18 protein-coding genes are annotated in these 16,160 nt (G+C 44.8%); 9 read left to right on the top strand and 9 right to left on the bottom strand.

Features of this window, described 5'->3' with window-relative positions; translation table 11 throughout:
* Positions 1 to 52 precede the first annotated feature (52 nt).
* The 3 genes from GO755_RS23150 to argH are packed head-to-tail and all read left to right on the top strand — an operon-like array spanning position 53 to position 2,451.
* Entirely contained in the window at positions 53 to 586 is a 534-nt protein-coding gene (locus GO755_RS23150) for a hypothetical protein (RefSeq protein WP_157587675.1), read from the top strand.
* Positions 586 to 1,065, top strand: coding sequence for a hypothetical protein (locus GO755_RS23145; protein WP_157587674.1), 480 nt, complete (start codon positions 586 to 588; stop codon positions 1,063 to 1,065). The genes GO755_RS23150 and GO755_RS23145 overlap by 1 nt, the downstream gene beginning before the upstream one ends.
* A 51-nt stretch (positions 1,066 to 1,116) precedes the next feature.
* On the top strand, positions 1,117 to 2,451 hold the full coding sequence (gene argH, locus GO755_RS23140; protein WP_157587673.1) for an argininosuccinate lyase: 1,335 nt from the start codon (positions 1,117 to 1,119) through the stop codon (positions 2,449 to 2,451).
* Positions 2,452 to 2,538: 87 nt separating this feature from the next.
* Here the strand turns inward: argH and GO755_RS23135 are convergent, their stop codons facing one another.
* Entirely contained in the window at positions 2,539 to 3,405 is an 867-nt protein-coding gene (locus tag GO755_RS23135) for an SMP-30/gluconolactonase/LRE family protein (protein WP_157587672.1), read from the bottom strand.
* 185 nt (positions 3,406 to 3,590) lie between these two features.
* Between GO755_RS23135 and GO755_RS23130 the strand changes: the two genes are divergently transcribed.
* Positions 3,591 to 3,806 carry a hypothetical protein gene (locus tag GO755_RS23130; RefSeq protein ID WP_157587671.1) on the top strand — a complete coding sequence of 72 codons (216 nt, stop codon included), beginning with the start codon at positions 3,591 to 3,593 and terminating at the stop codon, positions 3,804 to 3,806.
* A 90-nt stretch (positions 3,807 to 3,896) separates the two neighbouring features.
* Here GO755_RS23130 and GO755_RS23125 read toward each other — a convergent pair whose 3' ends face one another.
* A complete protein-coding gene (locus tag GO755_RS23125) occupies positions 3,897 to 5,147 on the bottom strand; it encodes an MFS transporter (protein ID WP_157587670.1) in 1,251 nt (416 codons plus the stop codon).
* 55 nt (positions 5,148 to 5,202) lie between these two features.
* Between GO755_RS23125 and GO755_RS23120 the strand changes: the two genes are divergently transcribed.
* A complete protein-coding gene (locus GO755_RS23120; RefSeq protein WP_157587669.1) occupies positions 5,203 to 5,865 on the top strand; it encodes a phosphoribosylanthranilate isomerase in 663 nt (220 codons plus the stop codon).
* A gap of 81 nt (positions 5,866 to 5,946) precedes the next feature.
* On the opposite strand, the gene GO755_RS23115 is transcribed toward GO755_RS23120, so the two are convergent.
* Entirely contained in the window at positions 5,947 to 6,369 is a 423-nt protein-coding gene (locus GO755_RS23115; protein ID WP_157587668.1) for an Hsp20/alpha crystallin family protein, read from the bottom strand.
* A gap of 334 nt (positions 6,370 to 6,703) precedes the next feature.
* Here GO755_RS23115 and GO755_RS23110 point away from each other — a divergent pair, with 334 nt between their 5' ends.
* Positions 6,704 to 8,044: a tetratricopeptide repeat protein gene (locus GO755_RS23110; RefSeq protein WP_157587667.1), complete on the top strand. Its 1,341-nt coding sequence runs from the start codon at positions 6,704 to 6,706 to the stop codon at positions 8,042 to 8,044.
* 80 nt (positions 8,045 to 8,124) lie between these two features.
* On the opposite strand, the gene GO755_RS23105 is transcribed toward GO755_RS23110, so the two are convergent.
* Together GO755_RS23105 and GO755_RS23100 are read right to left on the bottom strand one after the other, a co-directional pair.
* The gene (locus GO755_RS23105; protein WP_157587666.1) at positions 8,125 to 8,526 is read right to left on the bottom strand and encodes a hypothetical protein; all 402 of its coding nucleotides are present in this window, start codon (positions 8,524 to 8,526) and stop codon (positions 8,125 to 8,127) included.
* 129 nt (positions 8,527 to 8,655) lie between these two features.
* A complete protein-coding gene (locus GO755_RS23100) occupies positions 8,656 to 9,426 on the bottom strand; it encodes an AMP nucleosidase (protein ID WP_157587665.1) in 771 nt (256 codons plus the stop codon).
* A 100-nt stretch (positions 9,427 to 9,526) separates the two neighbouring features.
* Between GO755_RS23100 and GO755_RS23095 the strand changes: the two genes are divergently transcribed.
* Positions 9,527 to 9,970, top strand: coding sequence for a type I restriction enzyme HsdR N-terminal domain-containing protein (locus GO755_RS23095; RefSeq protein ID WP_157587664.1), 444 nt, complete (start codon positions 9,527 to 9,529; stop codon positions 9,968 to 9,970).
* 111 nt (positions 9,971 to 10,081) lie between these two features.
* On the opposite strand, the gene GO755_RS23090 is transcribed toward GO755_RS23095, so the two are convergent.
* From GO755_RS23090 to GO755_RS23075, 4 genes are all read right to left on the bottom strand, one after another.
* Positions 10,082 to 10,648 carry a YceI family protein gene (locus GO755_RS23090; RefSeq protein WP_157587663.1) on the bottom strand — a complete coding sequence of 189 codons (567 nt, stop codon included), beginning with the start codon at positions 10,646 to 10,648 and terminating at the stop codon, positions 10,082 to 10,084.
* A gap of 46 nt (positions 10,649 to 10,694) precedes the next feature.
* Positions 10,695 to 11,150: a MarR family winged helix-turn-helix transcriptional regulator gene (locus tag GO755_RS23085; protein WP_157587662.1), complete on the bottom strand. Its 456-nt coding sequence runs from the start codon at positions 11,148 to 11,150 to the stop codon at positions 10,695 to 10,697.
* 55 nt (positions 11,151 to 11,205) lie between these two features.
* Positions 11,206 to 13,227 (bottom strand): BamA/TamA family outer membrane protein, encoded by a 2,022-nt coding sequence (locus tag GO755_RS23080; protein ID WP_157587661.1) that lies wholly within the window; start codon positions 13,225 to 13,227, stop codon positions 11,206 to 11,208.
* 155 nt (positions 13,228 to 13,382) lie between these two features.
* Entirely contained in the window at positions 13,383 to 13,904 is a 522-nt protein-coding gene (locus tag GO755_RS23075; RefSeq protein ID WP_157587660.1) for a GNAT family N-acetyltransferase, read from the bottom strand.
* Positions 13,905 to 13,983: 79 nt separating this feature from the next.
* Here GO755_RS23075 and GO755_RS23070 point away from each other — a divergent pair, with 79 nt between their 5' ends.
* Both GO755_RS23070 and GO755_RS23065 read left to right on the top strand, forming a co-directional pair.
* On the top strand, positions 13,984 to 14,574 hold the full coding sequence (locus GO755_RS23070; protein ID WP_157587659.1) for a Maf family protein: 591 nt from the start codon (positions 13,984 to 13,986) through the stop codon (positions 14,572 to 14,574).
* Positions 14,575 to 14,589: 15 nt separating this feature from the next.
* The gene (locus GO755_RS23065; RefSeq protein ID WP_157587658.1) at positions 14,590 to 16,143 is read left to right on the top strand and encodes an alpha-amylase family glycosyl hydrolase; all 1,554 of its coding nucleotides are present in this window, start codon (positions 14,590 to 14,592) and stop codon (positions 16,141 to 16,143) included.
* The last annotated feature ends 17 nt before the right edge of the window (positions 16,144 to 16,160 follow it).

Genomic DNA, 16,160 nt, shown 5'->3' with positions numbered 1-16,160 from the left:
ACCCTTAGTGGAAGGAATTTGCTATATTTGGATAGCATTGTTTTAAAAACGTATGAGATCATCATATAGTCGAAAATCCGTTGTATCTCGACAAGCATTCAGAAAAGCGACTCAGCGCTCACCTATATTTTCTGGTGCTGTAGAATCTGGTCAATCATTAACTCTCCTATCAGATCCAGAAGTATCTCAATTTAGTCAAGGACGTTTAAGAAATTCTCCAAAAAGTAGGAGTCAACTACTCCGTATCTTATACCATAACCAACTCATTTATTTTAATCCTGCGAATAAGTACCTTACAGGCCCTGAACAACTTTGGCTAATCGAATCGCTAATCGGTACACAGATTTTGAACAAAGCGCTATCACTTGGAAAACTAATAGACAATCGATTCATTGAAAGTCTCTTCAAAAAGGCCACTTTTACATTCTTTCTTAGTGCCGATAAAGCGTATTTAGTAAGCTCAGATGATGAATTGACACAACTGGACTTTGGCCCTCTTACTAAAATCAGTGCTCTGACTGCTCTACAACAATTTGGGGTAACGACATTAGAGAGAGTCAAAGAAAAAACAGCAGTTCGACTCTGATGCTTTCTGATAGTAATGCTGTTTTAGAACGACTCGGCCCAGCCGTATTACCCTTTGAGCGTTCAAATTTTAATCGTGAAGTGCTGCCTGGCGAAGATGTAATTTTTCTCGATTATATAATTAGTTTGGAATCAGGGCAAATTCCAGCCGATTGCCTTCGTTGCGATTCATCCGACCCCTCTTTGCTACCTTCAGATCTGAAATACCTTTGGGTTATTGACCAGAATGGATTAAGAATTATCCACGAAATGACACCTAACTCTTTAGCCGCACGAGGTTGCGTTTGCCATACAAACATCACAGGTAAGCGAAAAGCCTTTCAGGGTGGCGAATTATGGTTCGGCAAAGACGATACTATATACGTCAATAATCAATCTGGCCGGTTCAAGGCTATAACGATTGTTCAACAACAAGCTGTTTTAGAATACTTTCGTCGACTGGGCTTTTCAGTTATCCAATTGCCCAATCGGCCGAGTTAAGACAGAAAGTATGATTCACTATTAACTCCGCTTCGGCGGTCCGATTTCACTTTGAAACTCTGGCAAAAAGAAGGCGTTACGACCGCCGATCAAATTGAACGCTTCACCGTCGGGCGCGACCGTGAAATGGATCTCTACCTCGCTCCGTTCGATGTCCTGGGGAACCTCGCCCATGCGCAAATGCTCGAAACAATTAATCTGTTGACTAAAGAGGAATTAGGTCTGTTGACAGATGAATTGAAGAAAATCTACCAGCAAATTGAAGCCGGTCAGTTTGTTATTGAAGAAGGTGTCGAGGATGTTCACTCGCAGGTTGAACTAATGCTCACCCGGACGCTGGGCGATGTGGGAAAAAAAATTCACTCGGGTCGGTCGCGCAACGATCAGGTGCTGGTCGATATGAAACTCTTTACCCGCGATCGACTCTGGCAGGTGGCGGAGAGCGTTCAGCGTGTGTTCAATCGATTAGTGAGTCGGTCAGATCAGCACAAAGACGATTTACTGCCCGGTTATACACACCTGCAAATTGCGATGCCCTCGTCATTTGGGTTATGGTTCGGTGCTTACGCCGAAGCCCTTGCCGACGATATGCTGACGCTTCAAACAGCTTATCGGCTTGCTAACCGAAATCCGCTTGGCTCAGGCGCAGGGTATGGCTCGTCGTTTCCGCTCAATCGAACGCTCACGACTGAGTTGCTAGGGTTCGAAGGCATGCATGTTAATGTAGTATATGCCCAGATGAGTCGGGGTAAAACTGAACAAACGGCGCTGACCGCATTGGCTGCTGTAGCCGCTACAATCTCGCGGATGGCAATGGATATATGCCTTTACAACAGCCAGAACTTCGGTTTTTTAACGCTCCCCGACGCGCTGACAACGGGTAGTAGCATCATGCCACACAAGAAAAACCCGGACGTGGCCGAACTTCTACGGGCTAAAACCAACCGGATGAAAGCGCTACCAATGGAAATAACGCTCGTCATGAGCAACCTTCCTTCGGGCTACCATCGTGATATGCAGTTGCTGAAAGAAATCCTGATGCCTGCTTTCGACGAAATTCTGGATTGCCTGGACATCACCGACTTTATGCTCGAACACATCCAAGTTAAACCCAATCTGCTGGATGATCCTAAATACGACCTCTTATTTAGTGTTGAGCGTGTAAATGAGTTGGTATTACAAGGCGTTCCCTTCCGCGAAGCCTATCGAACCGTTGGAAAGGAAATTGCCGAACATACTTATCATCCTCCCCGCGAGTTATATCATACGCACGAAGGAAGTATTGGCAATTTGGGTAATGAGTTGATTAATCAGGCAATGGAAAAGGCACTAGCTGGTTTCGGGGCAGATAGAGCCCAAACAGCTATCAGGCATTTGTTGGGCTGAACCGATAATGTAGGTAACCTCGTGATATGTAGTAAGTGAAGTGAGTGGAGTAGGTCTAATTAGGATGACCTACTCCACTCACTTCACTTACTCAACCCGATACGCAATTAGGCTATTTCGATAAAACGTTGGAACAACTAATAGCTTTTTCTTGGCGACGTAATCAATATCAGCTGAATTGATTTTCTCAGCGCGCGTGTCTAACAATTGCTCCTTCGTACCATCGGCGTTAACGTGAAATAGTTGTCCGTTCCAGTCCGAGACGAAATAATTACCTTTTCCTTCCGGTACAATACCATCTGTAGCCGCCATCCCATCAGCTAGTTTCGTTAGGGTTTTTGTCGCCAGATCTACAGATTGCAGAGCGCCTATTTTAGTACTGCCAATCAGGAGTTTGTCTTTACCAACTGCCAGCACGCCATTGGGTTTATTGAGTTGTTCACCATCCAGAAAAACTTCCCATTTACCATCTTTCAAGCGATAAATTTTGTCATTTCTATTATCCGACACGTACACAGTGCCATCTTTCGCAACAGTTACATCATTCAGGAAACCATCTTTCCCTACGGCATCCCATGTTTTTTCGGCCTGCCCGTTTTCAGTATTGATGCAAATTAATCGGTATACATCCGTTACGTAGAGTTTATTTTTATACAAACCCATACCCTTGGGAGCATTTAAGCCCGACGTCCAGCGCAGATTTTCGATTTTACCATCGAGCGATACTTTCGAGATAAATCCGCTCCCATCCAGCGCATCAGGTTTTCCGTCGATGTTAGCGACATACAGGGTGTTGTGGCCGTCGTAGAGTACCGACTCAGGTGTACGTAGCGTTGTATCTGTTTCCCAGACTTTCACCAGTTTCATAGGTTTCGGGCGAACAGGCGGGGGCGTCAGCGCAAGCAAACTACTTCCAGTGATTAAGACGAGACTTAAGAAAGTAAATTGTTTCATGTCTTATTGATTATCAATTAATTGAAAAAAAAATAGTTGTAACATGCCGAGTTAACAATTGCTTTACAGCGCATATGAAAAGGCATAATATAATTTTTCTAATTGTCTACTAATTTTCTATGCTAAATAGGAAACAATCTAAAAACGAGGGTGTTTAAAATCCTGCACGCTAAAAAAATCAGGTTATGGAAAATTACCAGTCCCTCGCTTCGCAGGTGCAATCACCAGTCGGGCAACTCAAACTCAAGGACAGCATCCGCGATATGATCCGGCTGCAACGCGATTATCAACTTTCAGATGAGCTATTCTGGGAGGTTTTTAATGCTCGTGTTCTGCTCAACGAACAGATTGATGTAAATGCCTTCCTTAGCGATTTGAATTCACCAGTCGCTATAGCCTAACCCTAACGAAAGATTTGTACTGATTGCCAACCTGCTCCTAACTATCCGCCAATTGGCGGATAGTTAGGAGCAGGTTTTTATTAGCTATTATTAACTCAGCCGAACAGCGAACAACTCTTTCGATTTAGCATATACGTACCCCACCACGAAGAGTGTAACAAATCCCCCCAATGCCACCGAGGGCACTGTACCTAACAATCGGGCCAATAATCCCGACTCAAACGCCCCAATCTCGTTCGATGAACTAACAAAAATACCATTCACGGCAGCCACACGCCCGCGCATATGATCGGGCGGAAAAATTTGTAGAATCGTTTGTCGGATAATCACACTAACACTATCGAACGCACCTGTTAATCCTAGCATAATAAGCGACAGATAAAAGTTCGTAGACCACGCAAACACAATAGTAGCCGCTCCAAATCCGGCTACAGCCAGCAGCATATTCCGCCAGGCGTTGTGCGTTGGAGGATGCTTTGTCATATATGCCATTGTGAGTAGCGCACCTACAGATGGAGCAGCCCGCAGGAATCCTAGTCCTTCGGCACCCACTTTTAGAATATCTTCGGCAAAAACGGGCAAAATGGCCACTACCCCTCCGAATAATACAGAAAACAAATCGAGCGAAATGGCATAGAGCACAATCTGCGTTTTGAAAACAAAGCGGAACCCTTCTTTCAAACTTTCCCGTAGGCCCAGAACCGGCTCATTGCTAACCGGTACCGGTTTCCGGTCAATTAGCGTAATAAGCACATAACAAACCACTAATAGCGCAATAACCACAATTAGAGAATTGTCGAAGCCTACCCAACTATACAGAAAGCCTGCTACTCCTGGTCCAACAATAGCCCCCGCCTGCCAAAACGAACTACTCCAGGTTGCCGAATTTGCATAGAGTTCGCGAGGGACCAAAAACGGTTTAAGCGACGAACTAGCTGGGGAATAGAACCCTTTGGCTGTGCCAATTAGCATCAAAACACCATAAATAGTCGCAAGCCTAGCTGTTTGCGACAGACCCGACACAATAGATGGTTGAAAAACTAAATACAGAATGACAGAACCGAGCAAGATAACCAGCAAACTCCATTGCAAAATGCTTTTTTTATCACGCCGATCAGCCAGGTGACCCCCAAAAAGAGATAGAGCAATGAAGGGGATGGCTTCTGCAAGACCTACCAAACCCAGCATGAGTGGATCATGCGTGATTTTGTATAGTTCATACCCAAGGGTAACTTCCTGAATCAGCAACGTAACTGTAATCAGGAAACTATTCATGACAAAGTAGCGAAATTCAGGAATTCGGAGAGAAGCAAAAGTGTCGCTAGGCGTTTGTTGAACCATAATCACACAAACCGTAGATTTACGGCTTTATCATTTAGGTAAGCAACCGAAAACAATGGAATCTCCGTTCCGAACGAGAGTAAAAATTTGTTGTATCAGTAGCCTCGATGAAGCCCGGCTGGCGATTCAGTTTGGTGCCGATGCACTCGGGTTAGTAGGTCGAATGCCCAGTGGTCCTGGCGTAGTAGCCGATGAATTAGCCGCACGAATTGTCCAGGTTACACCTCCGCCCATATCCACGTTCATGCTCACGAGTGAAACCATCCTCGACAATATAATAGCCCATCAGCAGCGTGTAGGTGCCAATACCATTCAGCTTGTGGATGCAGTGCCGCCCGAAACGTATGCTCAGTTGCATAAAGCGCTGCCTGCCGTAAAAGTTGTTCAGGTCATCCACGTCATTGACGAGAGCAATCTTGATGAAGCTCTTCAGGCTCTTCAAAATGGCGTCGACGCCTTGCTATTAGATTCTGGTAATCCAAATCTTGCCGTGAAAGAATTAGGTGGTACCGGGCGAGTACATAACTGGTTGGTGAGCCGCCAGATTGTGGAGCAGTCCTCGGTGCCCGTATTTCTGGCAGGCGGTCTAAAACCCGAGAATGTGCGTAAGGCTATTGATATGGTGCGACCTTTTGGTCTCGATATATGTAGTGGAGTCCGGACGAACGGTAAGCTGGATGCTCAAAAACTTGAAGCGTTTATGTCGGCAATAAAGTAGAGGAGTGTGTAGCACGGAGCTCTAAGCAAAAAAAAGCCCACACTAAGTAGCGTGGGCTTTCTGATTTTACCGAGTACCTGATTAGGCAACGGTAATTTCCTTCACCAACTTCTCCTCTTTCACTTCAATTTTGGGTAATTCAACAGTCAGAATACCATCGGCGTAAGCAGCTTTGATAGCGTCGGCGTTTACCGTTTTAGGCAAACGGAAGCTACGTTCAAACGACGTAAAGCCGAACTCTTGACGGGTGAATTTCTCTGTAGTTTCTTCATTTTTCACTTCGGATTGATAGGCAATCGTCAGCTTATTATTTTCTACGTTGATTTTTAAATCCTCTTTTTTCAGACCAGGAGCAGCCAACTCAAGGACAAACGCAGTTTCAGTTTCTTTTACGTTTACCGCTGGTACATTCGGAGTCGTATTGTGATACCGATTGATTACGGGACGACCATAGAATGGGTTAAAAAAAGTAGGGAAGTTATTATATCGAACTAAGGTTGCCATTTGCTTATTTGGTTTATTGGGTTGTTTATAATTAAACACATACATCCTTAGTCAAATGCTGTACCAAAGCTATTTTATTAAATCATTACTGACATTTTGACATAAATCCTCTTAAACAAACAATAAAATACGCCAAAATGACACATATTTATTTGCAACTAGCTTATTTGACAGGATTAGACAGGTAACTGGCTGGCATTTACATAATCCTAATTTACAATCCAGGATAGGTTCATCGTTTTATCATATTGTCAACTTGGCTAAGCAATAACAAAAGCCTAATTTTATCCCTCTTAATACATTACGTACTCACCAAAACTTCAGGATTTCGTTTATGAAGCGACTTATACTGCCGCTGGTCACTCTGCTTTTATGCACTAGCCCAACTATTATTGCTACCGCTCAGCAAACTGCTGTTGATTTCTTCGAAAGCGGTATAGCCAAAAGCAAAGCAAACGATTTTACGGGTGCGTTACAGGCATTCAGTATGGCCATCACAATGAATCCCGACAATTCGGCTAGTTATTACAATCGGGGTTTAGCCAAGGCCAATCTAAAAGACCATCGGGGCGCTATTCTGGACTACGACCGCGCAATCGAACTCAACGGGAAAGATGCCCTGGCTTACTTGAGCCGAGGAGTTAGTAAAAGCAAACAGGACGACCATCGGGGTGCATTATTGGATTTCAGTCGATCTATCGAACTAAATCCCGACGATCCACAGGCTTATTACAATCGAGGTGTTAGCCGAAGCCGCATTGATCAGTACCGGGGTGCGCTGGCCGATTTTACCAAAGCCCTTGAACTTGATCCAGCCAATGCACAAACCTATTATGTGCGGGGTGTTACGAAACAAAAATTGGAAGACTTTGCGGGTAGTTTACCAGACTTTACGAAAGTAGTAGATCTTACCCCTAAACGCCCTCAGGCCTATGCCGGACGAGGTATGTCGAAAGTTGAGCTGAACGATTTTACGGGAGCAGTAACCGATTTGAATAAAGCGATTGAACTCAGCCCTGAAGATGGCGAGTCTTATTTTTATCGGGGGTACGCGAAAGGGAAATTAGAGGATTATAAAGGCGCATTGGCCGATTATGATAAGGCCATCGCCCTTAAAGGCGATAATTATCGGGCTTATTATGGGCGTGGCTTTTGCCGTAGCAAACTCGGCGATCAAAAAAGTGCGGTTCAAGACTTTAATCAGGCGATTGACATGAACAATGTTAACGTTGACACGAAGGTTGTTTATAGTGGGAAGATCAGCCGTATCACACTCGATAAGTTACGCGATGTAGTGCAGGAGCGCAACAAAATCAATGAGTTAGGGAGCGAACGTGCCGAAGCTTATTTCAGTCGAGGTATTAGCAAGAACAAACAAGGCGATCAAAAATCAGCTATTACGGATTTGAACAAAGCGATTGAACTTAGCCCAACTTATGCCGAAGCGTATTTCAGCCGGGGATTAATTAAATCTGCGCAGGGTGATCAGCGAGCAGCTATTATGGACTGCAACAGCGCAGTTAAGCTGAACCCCCGTTATGCCGAAGTATATTATATCCGGGGAATTATTAAGCACAGCCTTGGCGACGAGAACAGCGGTTGTTTAGACCTTTCCAAAGCCGGTGAGCTTGGCTACAACCCAGCGTATAAAGTAATTAGCGATTTCTGTAATTAGCTAAAGAAATTGACCATAAGACATCAAAAGGGCTGGCGCATTAATACGTCAGCCCTTTTGATTGTTAGTTTAAATTCTATCTACTTTAGGCGATCCTGAATAAGCGTCACAAGTTTATCAAATCGTTGATTTATTTCCTGTCGTAGGCCACCTATTTCAGTATCAATCTTTTGATTGACTTGTTCGAATTTTTGGTTGACCTGGTCAAATTTTTGACCAAATTCTTGGCGTATCTCCTGAAACTCCTGGCGCACTTCTTGTCGAAATTCAGTTTGGTCATTAGCCAACAGATCGACCTTATCGGCTATACCATTGACTTTTATAGTAAGATTGGCTAATCCTTTCGCCGTAGTATCTGCTTTCTGGTCGGCGCGGGTAGCTATTTCTAGAATCTGTCCCTGACCTTCGATAAGCCGGTCAATTTTTTGAAGTGAGTCAGCCATTAATGGCTCTAGTTGGTCAAGTCTGCGGTCAGGTGTCATAAAGCAAAGATAACAGATATAGCTTTATTTTTTCAACTAATTAACCAAGTTAGGTTACTCGATAAAAGAGCTGCTTATTTCTAAATTATCTGCCCAAATCTAAAGCAATAATAGTGTGTTAATCGTCAGTTATTCAAACCTTAAATGTTTGACTGAGTCACCAGAGGATTCGAGTTCGAGAAGGGCATCGATGCCAATGTCCAGGTGAACATTAACAAACTGACCTGTTACTTTCTTGTCGCTCTCTTCGGTTTTAACGCCTTCGGGTACCAGTGGGTTATCAGATACGAGCAATAGTGCACCATGCGGAATAGAATTGACGAAACCTACCGTGAAAATCGTAGCTGTTTCCATGTCGATGGCCATAGTACGGAGTTCGCGTAGATAGTCCTTAAATTGCTCGTCGTGTTCCCAGATACGTCGGTTGGTTGTATAAACCGTACCAGTCCAATAGTCCAGCTCATATTTTTTAATCGTCGATGAAACAGCTCGCTGTAGTCTAAAAGAAGGTAGCGCCGGAATTTCGGGGCGCATGTAGTCGTTACTGGTACCTTCACCCCGGATGGCAGCGATTGGTAGTACTAAATCGCCAATCTGCGTTTTTTTCAAGCCACCACATTTGCCTAAAAACAGAACGGCTTTCGGCTCAACTGCCGAGAGTAAATCCATAACGGTAGCCGCCATAGCACTACCCATTCCGAAATTGATAATGGTAATATTGTTGGCCGTAGCGGTTTGCATGGCCCGTCCGATGCCAAAAATCTCTACATCAAATTTCTTGGCAAACAATTCAACGTAGTTAATAAAATTAGTTAGCAAAATATATTCACCGAATTGCTCGATGGGCGTGCCTGTGTAGCGTGGCAGCCAGTTCTGAACGATTTCTTCTTTTGTTTTCATTTTAAAGAGCGAAAGAGTGAATGTGTGAAAGAGCGAACAGTTGGCGCGAGTTTTTTCCATTCTTTCGCTCATTCACTCTTTCGCTCTTTATCTTTGAAGTATGGTTGACTTGAACCTCCCTCCTTTTGACTACAAAACTAAACAAGTCGAAGGAAAACCATATATTTTTGACTTATTACGCCGGAAGTACGTTCGGTTGTCGCCCGAAGAGTGGGTTCGCCAGCATATTGTGAACCTGTTACTAACGCACTACGCATACCCCAAAGCGCTCATACGATCCGAAGGAGGACTCACTCTGAATCAGACTCAGAAACGAACGGATGTCGTTGTTTTTGATCGGCAGGGACAGCCATTTTTAGTAGTCGAGTGTAAGGCCCCACATATTACGCTGACGCAGACGGTTTTCGACCAGATTGCCCGCTATAATCACGTTCATCGGGCGCCTTATGTAGTTATCTCCAACGGCTTAACGCACTATTGCTGCTGTATAAACCACGACACTGCCGAAGTGCATTTTATGGACGATTTTCCAGCATTTGTCTAACGGTTCTGTAAGTAGGTACTATCAAATCACTTCCCGAGTTATTGGGCAATTAACACAAAAAAATCCCCGACACCAGTAGGCATCGGGGATCAATATGAGTTTGTTGATTGCTTAGTTTTTTACAAGCTCTCCAGAAGCGCGAATCGTGATTTCATCACTTACAACAGCAGCAGGAACGCTACCCAGTGTAAAATCAGCACGTTTCACTTCACCTGTTACCGTAAAACCAGCTAAGGTTTTCTTGTTCTGTGGGTTCGTAACCGGTCCTTTGAGAACTGCATCAAGTGTTACGGGTTTCGTTACACCGTGCATCGTTAGGTCGCCCGCCACTTTGTATTTGTTACCAGACACCTTAGTTACCGACTTGCTTTTGAACGCTAGAGTTGGATACTTGGCAGCATCGAAAAAATCAGCGCTTTTCAGGTGGCCATCACGCTTTTCCTGGCTCGTGTTAATGCTATTTACGTCGGCAGTTAAATCAATTTGAGCATCTGTGAAATCGTCTTTCGCCGATGTCATTTTTACGTCGAAATTCTGAAACTTCCCATCAACTTCCGATAACATCATGTGTGTTACGGTGAAGCCTAAATTAGAGTGTGCTTTATCTAGAGACCAGCTCTGAGCGAAAGCGCCTACAGATGAGAATAACAGGGCAGCAAATAAAGTTGCTTTTTTCATTGGTATGTAAACAGTTAATTTAATTTATGCGTAAGAAATAAAATAATTAGGCCCGGATTCTATCAAGCAACTGGCTAAGGTAAATAGCCTCTTCTTCAGTCAGTTTGCTTCGTTGTCTATCTGACCACTCCGTCTGGTAAACATCTAACTGATCCAACAAGGCCAGCCCCTTCTCTGTAATGACAACATCAACCGCACGACGGTCGCTGGGACACTCAGTACGCAGTACAAGCTTCTTGGCAAGTAATTTGTCGACCAATCGAGATGCATTCGACATTTTATCGAGCATTCGCTCTGTAATATCACTGACTTTAACTGGCTCAGGATATTGCCCGCGTAAAATTCGCAGCACGTTATACTGCTGCAATGTCAAACCAAATGGTTTTAACATCTGCATCTGGCTGGCCGCCATCCAGTTGCTGGTAAATATCAGATTTACCATAACCCGGTGGTAGGGCGTTTTAAATGGCGTGCTCTGTTTGATATCAGTTTCAATGGACATGCCACAAAGATAGTGTATTTGTATTTAATGTAGCAACACTAAATGCAACTATTTTTTATCTGTAAGGAATGATTTGGGGAGCGGACAAATCAAAATCACGAAATCGCAGGGTCGGGACGCCCTCAAAAGCGGTTCGGAACGGTAGTGTATTTCCCGGAATGTTTGGGTAATAGGCCAGTCGGATCTGAAAACTGGTAAAGGTCAGGTTTTCATTTCGCAGACGGAACCCGATCCCATATCCTTGATAAAGCGGTCCACTTAGTAAGGTTTTATCAGGAAAATTAATCAGTCCAAGGTTAACGAACGTAACAAACGCAACCCGGAAACCGATCAGACTGAGTCGTGAGAAGAGCACATTCTCGTAGTTAATAAACCAACGATTTGTACCACGTAGTGCATCACTGTTCAAGCCTATTCCATCCGTATTAACACCACTACCCGTACTGCTTAATGAGATATACTCATTGTCAAATCGATCAATACCAACGGTGTAGCGTGTGTTAAAGAAGTGGCGCATATTGCCCCACTTGGTTTTCATTAGCGGACTAAAATAGTTTGACTCAAGCGATAAAACGCCCTGTTCAATCTTATGATTCTGGACATAACCCCCAAGACTGACGAGCCCATAGAGATAACCAAGATGGCGCACATACTTGCCTTGCGAAAAGTTCAACCCTGCATAAAACCGTTGACCTAATTCAGCATTATCGAACCCAACAGTAGCCGCCACCGACTCTCCTATTGGTACGTCTTCTGTACGACCAAATCCATAAATAAGTACATCGCGGGTGTATTTACGGCGGGAAAATCCTACACTAAACAAAGTAGTACGACTATCCTGATAAATCTGATTTGTGTCGGCAGTAACGGAGGGTCGTTTAAAATACTCATAGTTTGTGTTTCGCAGGGCTATAACGAGCCGCGATCGGCCTTTTTCTTCCGTATCCCGTTGTTTGTAAAACAGTCGAAACGACCGTCCTATCCAAACATCGGAATAGTTATAACTGACTGGTACCAGCAAAACACTGTCATTTCTCGTAACAAGCCTGTTATTGACCTGTGTGTGATTTAATTCAATAGAGCCTGCGTATTTGGTATCTGGTGTTAAAAAAGGACGATATAGCTTCACAGCCACCTGTTTCAGGTCGCGCAGGTATAGCATATCAGCCTCGGCAGTTAGAAATGTTTTTCCGATAAAAGGTACTTTGTAGCGAGCCTGGTATTCTGCTTTCTGGCGCGGATCAGTCCCAGAATAGGCAAACTGAGCAAAAAGCTGATGACCCAAACCGCGAAAATTAACCTGATCAAAGCCAACACTAAAATTAGTAAATCCACCAAATCCACCATTGGGCAATAGCGACCAAACATCCTGCGTAATCACATATACGTCCACAAACTGCTTACTGCCAGGCCGGGGCAGCACCAAGATCCGGGCATCATGAAAAATCGACGTAGTACGCAATAGCCGCTCGTTATCACGTAATACAGTTGGATTGAGGGCATCGCCTTGCTGGAAGAGTAAATACGAATTTCGAATAACATGCTCACGTGTATTCGTATGCACGCGACTTCCAACCCGCTCAATCCAGTTACCGGGTTTCCGCAGGGTATCATAAACCGTTTGCCCAAATACGCCGAGTCGGCGAATGTAAATATCTCCGATAATACGCCCTTCAAATATTTTAAACGGATTCACTTCAATCTGGCTCACTTCGCCAGTTTGGATACGGCTGTTATAAACGTCCCGAAATACAGCATCGTAGAGTTGTCGGGTTAGCCGATGTTTATACATCGACGTTTTCAGGCGACTATAGAAGACACTGTCGCGGTGCATCAGAATACTATCTGTTTGGGCGGTCAAATGAATCGCTGTTAGTGAGTCTGTCGGCCCAACTGGAATGCCAATATGTCGAAGCGTATCTACATGTACATTTTTGAGTGGATCTTGCTCCCGCCTGGTTTGTTGGGTGGTATCGACCTGAGCAACCACCGGCAGGCTGCATCCGAAAAGAAATAGCAGCCACACCAGAAACTGGTGAACTACTGATTTACATTCGTTCGAATACAGTTGGTACATTGGAAAATTGAATAGATAACAGCGTCTTGGCTAGCGAACTGGTTTAAGTGAACAAAATGTAAACTGATTCTTCTGCAATAGGTAACGATTTTCAGGTAACACTTTAATTATAAACTAATTAAAACAATAAAATAACGAGCAAAAATACCAACCTCCTAATTATCTAATTGTTTCTGAAGCCAGAAGTCCCGCTGGCGTTCAGACCCAAACTGGAAATAATGAAAGCCAAACCGCTGGAAACCTATTTTTTCATAAAAGGCCAAAGCGCGTGCGTTACGCTCCCACACACCCAGCCAAACAGAGGTATATTCCTGGCTACGCGCCCAGTCAAGACAATGTGCCATGAGGATACGGCCCTGACCCTGACCAATCTGGCTCTGTAAAAGATAGATTCGCTGAATTTCGACGGCATTTCGATCAGTCATTCGACGTGGAGGTACGTGTCGGCGTAGTTTCGCATACCCAACAGGTTCTCCATCAGGTGATTCGACTAAGAAAAAGACTGATCGTTGGTCAGCCAGTTCGGCTTCTATAATTGGCAAAGTAATGGCCGACTGAATGTATCCTTCAACGAGTTCGGTGGGATTATGCGGTGGCCCAAAGGCCTCACGCATCGTAGTTATTGCAAGCTCAGTTATCGAGGTTGCATCGGAGATCGTAGCGAGTCGAATGGTCATAATTACGAATAAGCAATCAACCAATATACGCAAAAACAGTCATATTTGGCTTATTTTTACGCTTCGCCTTTCTGATTACATGCTCACCTTACGCTATCCACTCGTGCTGGCTTCGGGATCGCCCCGACGCAAACAGCTGATGACCGATGCCGGTTTTTCGTTCACGATCGAAACCCGACCTACTGACGAATTATTCCCGGAAACCATGCCAGCGAATGAGGTTGCCGAATATCTGGCTCGTCAGAAAGCCGAGCAATTTCTACCTGATTTAGGCCATCGAATTATCCTCTGTGCTGATACAGTCGTTATTCTGGGCGATCAAATCCTGAACAAGCCACAGGATGAAGCCGATGCTCGACGAATGCTTCAGGCTTTATCAGGGCGCACTCACCGCGTTCGAACGGGCGTTGCCATTCTTTCACCTGATCTTAACGGTGAGCCCCAGTTTCACTCCTTTACCGACGAAACCAGTGTACAGTTCGCTACGTTGACTGATCCTGAAATTGCCTATTACATTGAAGCATGTAAACCTTTCGACAAGGCCGGGTCGTATGGGGCGCAGGATTTTATTGGGTTAGTTGGTATCGAACGATTGGAGGGCTCGTTTTACACCGTAATGGGCTTACCAACGCATCGAGTTTATCAGGCCCTGAAACTATTTAGTTGTTAAGCCAGTCTGTAAAGAATGACTTCTGCAAACGCTGCTCAATCCAATACAACCTCGTTGCCAACTCAGTCCAGTTCAGTTCCCGTCGGACAAACGGGTGTACACTACGAGATTTTCGTTCGTTCCTTTGCCGATTCCAATGGCGATGGCATCGGTGATCTAAACGGCATTACCAATAATCTTGATTACCTCAGCGATCTTGGCATATCGGCCATTTGGCTGATGCCGATCAATCCTTCGCCAAGCTACCATAAATATGATGTGACGGATTATTACGGCATTGACCCAGAATACGGTACATTGGACGACTTCAAACGACTGGTGGCTGAAGCTCATAAACGCAATATTGCCGTTATTATCGACTTAGTACTGCACCATACCAGCCTGCAACATAAGTGGTTTCGAGAAGCGTCCAAAGGGCCTGATAATCCGTATTGGCATTACTATAAATGGCTGAAACCCGACGAAATTAAAGCACGGAAACTAGCCACCCGCGACATCACTGCCGACTCTGGCGAACGAAACCCCTGGCATTCGGTTCGTGGGGCCAGTTATCCTGAACAATACTACGGAATGTTCTGGAGTGGTATGCCCGACCTGAATTTTGATTACCAGCCCGTACGCGACGAGTTTTTCAAGATAGCCCGTTACTGGCTCAATGAGATAGGTTTAGATGGGTTCCGACTGGATGCCGCCCGCCATTTATACCGCGAATCTGAAGAGCCGAAAAATCACGAATTCTGGGAAGAATTTGGCCGAGTGGTGGAAGCGGCCAAACCAGGTGCCTACACCGTCGGCGAAGTATGGACCCGTCCCGAACGTATCGCTCCCTATTTCCGTGGGCTGAAAGCAAATTTCAATTTCGACTTACAGTTGATGATCGAAGAAATTGTTCGGAAGGAAGACGATACGGAAGAGTTAATCCAGTTTCTGGCGTATGTCCATGCTACATTTGGTATTGTTAACCCGCAGTTTATCGATGCCCTGATTCTATCAAATCATGATCAGAACCGTATTGGAAGTTTGCTAAAAGGCAATCTGAATCATCTTAAGGTAGCGGCTAACCTGCTCCTGACACTTCCCGGCTTACCCTATCTTTATTACGGCGAAGAACTTGGGATGCTAGGCCTAAAACCCGACGAAAATCTGAGAGAGCCTTTCCTTTGGGACATCCGTGCCCGTGATAAGCAACGCACGTACTGGCGACGTGGGAAATACAGCACAAGCCGAACCCTAAAACCACTGGCCGACCAGCAAAGTGACCCCGAATCGCTATTTAATCACTACAAACGCCTGATTCATTACCGCAACGGCCACCCAGTTCTGAACGATAACCTAAGCCGATTAGAACAAACGGGTATTCGTCAGAAAGGTACTGTGTCGTTCTTCCGTCGGAATCAGACTGGACAGTATGTCCTGGTTGTGCATAACCTCACAAGTAAACTCATTGAGGTAGTATTTTCACCCGGAGAAGCCTGGTGTCGGTGCATTGCATTCGAGACGGTATCAGGCAGTTCGTTTTTGAATGACCGAGTTGTAGTGCCTGCTTATGGGTGTGTGGTTGTTGAATGATGTGCGTTTCATAGTAA

The organism is Spirosoma arboris, from assembly GCF_009754945.1.
Classification (GTDB): Bacteria; Bacteroidota; Bacteroidia; order Cytophagales; family Spirosomataceae; genus Spirosoma; species Spirosoma arboris.
Note: the sequence above shows the minus strand (reverse complement) of the source record. Positions and strands in the feature narration are given on the sequence as shown.

Excerpts from the sequence above, each read along its gene's own strand:
- GO755_RS23150 (WP_157587675.1), top strand. The coding sequence starts at position 53 with ATGAGATCATCATATAGTCGAAAATCCGTTGTATCTCGACAAGCATTC.
- GO755_RS23145 (WP_157587674.1), top strand. The coding sequence starts at position 586 with ATGCTTTCTGATAGTAATGCTGTTTTAGAACGACTCGGCCCAGCCGTA.
- GO755_RS23135 (WP_157587672.1), bottom strand. The coding sequence starts at position 3,405 with ATGAAACAATTTACTTTCTTAAGTCTCGTCTTAATCACTGGAAGTAGT.
- GO755_RS23130 (WP_157587671.1), top strand. The coding sequence starts at position 3,591 with ATGGAAAATTACCAGTCCCTCGCTTCGCAGGTGCAATCACCAGTCGGG.
- GO755_RS23125 (WP_157587670.1), bottom strand. The coding sequence starts at position 5,147 with ATGGTTCAACAAACGCCTAGCGACACTTTTGCTTCTCTCCGAATTCCT.
- GO755_RS23120 (WP_157587669.1), top strand. The coding sequence starts at position 5,203 with ATGGAATCTCCGTTCCGAACGAGAGTAAAAATTTGTTGTATCAGTAGC.
- GO755_RS23115 (WP_157587668.1), bottom strand. The coding sequence starts at position 6,369 with ATGGCAACCTTAGTTCGATATAATAACTTCCCTACTTTTTTTAACCCA.
- GO755_RS23110 (WP_157587667.1), top strand. The coding sequence starts at position 6,704 with ATGAAGCGACTTATACTGCCGCTGGTCACTCTGCTTTTATGCACTAGC.
- GO755_RS23105 (WP_157587666.1), bottom strand. The coding sequence starts at position 8,526 with ATGACACCTGACCGCAGACTTGACCAACTAGAGCCATTAATGGCTGAC.
- GO755_RS23100 (WP_157587665.1), bottom strand. The coding sequence starts at position 9,426 with ATGAAAACAAAAGAAGAAATCGTTCAGAACTGGCTGCCACGCTACACA.
- GO755_RS23095 (WP_157587664.1), top strand. The coding sequence starts at position 9,527 with ATGGTTGACTTGAACCTCCCTCCTTTTGACTACAAAACTAAACAAGTC.
- GO755_RS23090 (WP_157587663.1), bottom strand. The coding sequence starts at position 10,648 with ATGAAAAAAGCAACTTTATTTGCTGCCCTGTTATTCTCATCTGTAGGC.
- GO755_RS23085 (WP_157587662.1), bottom strand. The coding sequence starts at position 11,150 with ATGTCCATTGAAACTGATATCAAACAGAGCACGCCATTTAAAACGCCC.
- GO755_RS23080 (WP_157587661.1), bottom strand. The coding sequence starts at position 13,227 with ATGTACCAACTGTATTCGAACGAATGTAAATCAGTAGTTCACCAGTTT.
- GO755_RS23075 (WP_157587660.1), bottom strand. The coding sequence starts at position 13,904 with ATGACCATTCGACTCGCTACGATCTCCGATGCAACCTCGATAACTGAG.
- GO755_RS23070 (WP_157587659.1), top strand. The coding sequence starts at position 13,984 with ATGCTCACCTTACGCTATCCACTCGTGCTGGCTTCGGGATCGCCCCGA.
- GO755_RS23065 (WP_157587658.1), top strand. The coding sequence starts at position 14,590 with ATGACTTCTGCAAACGCTGCTCAATCCAATACAACCTCGTTGCCAACT.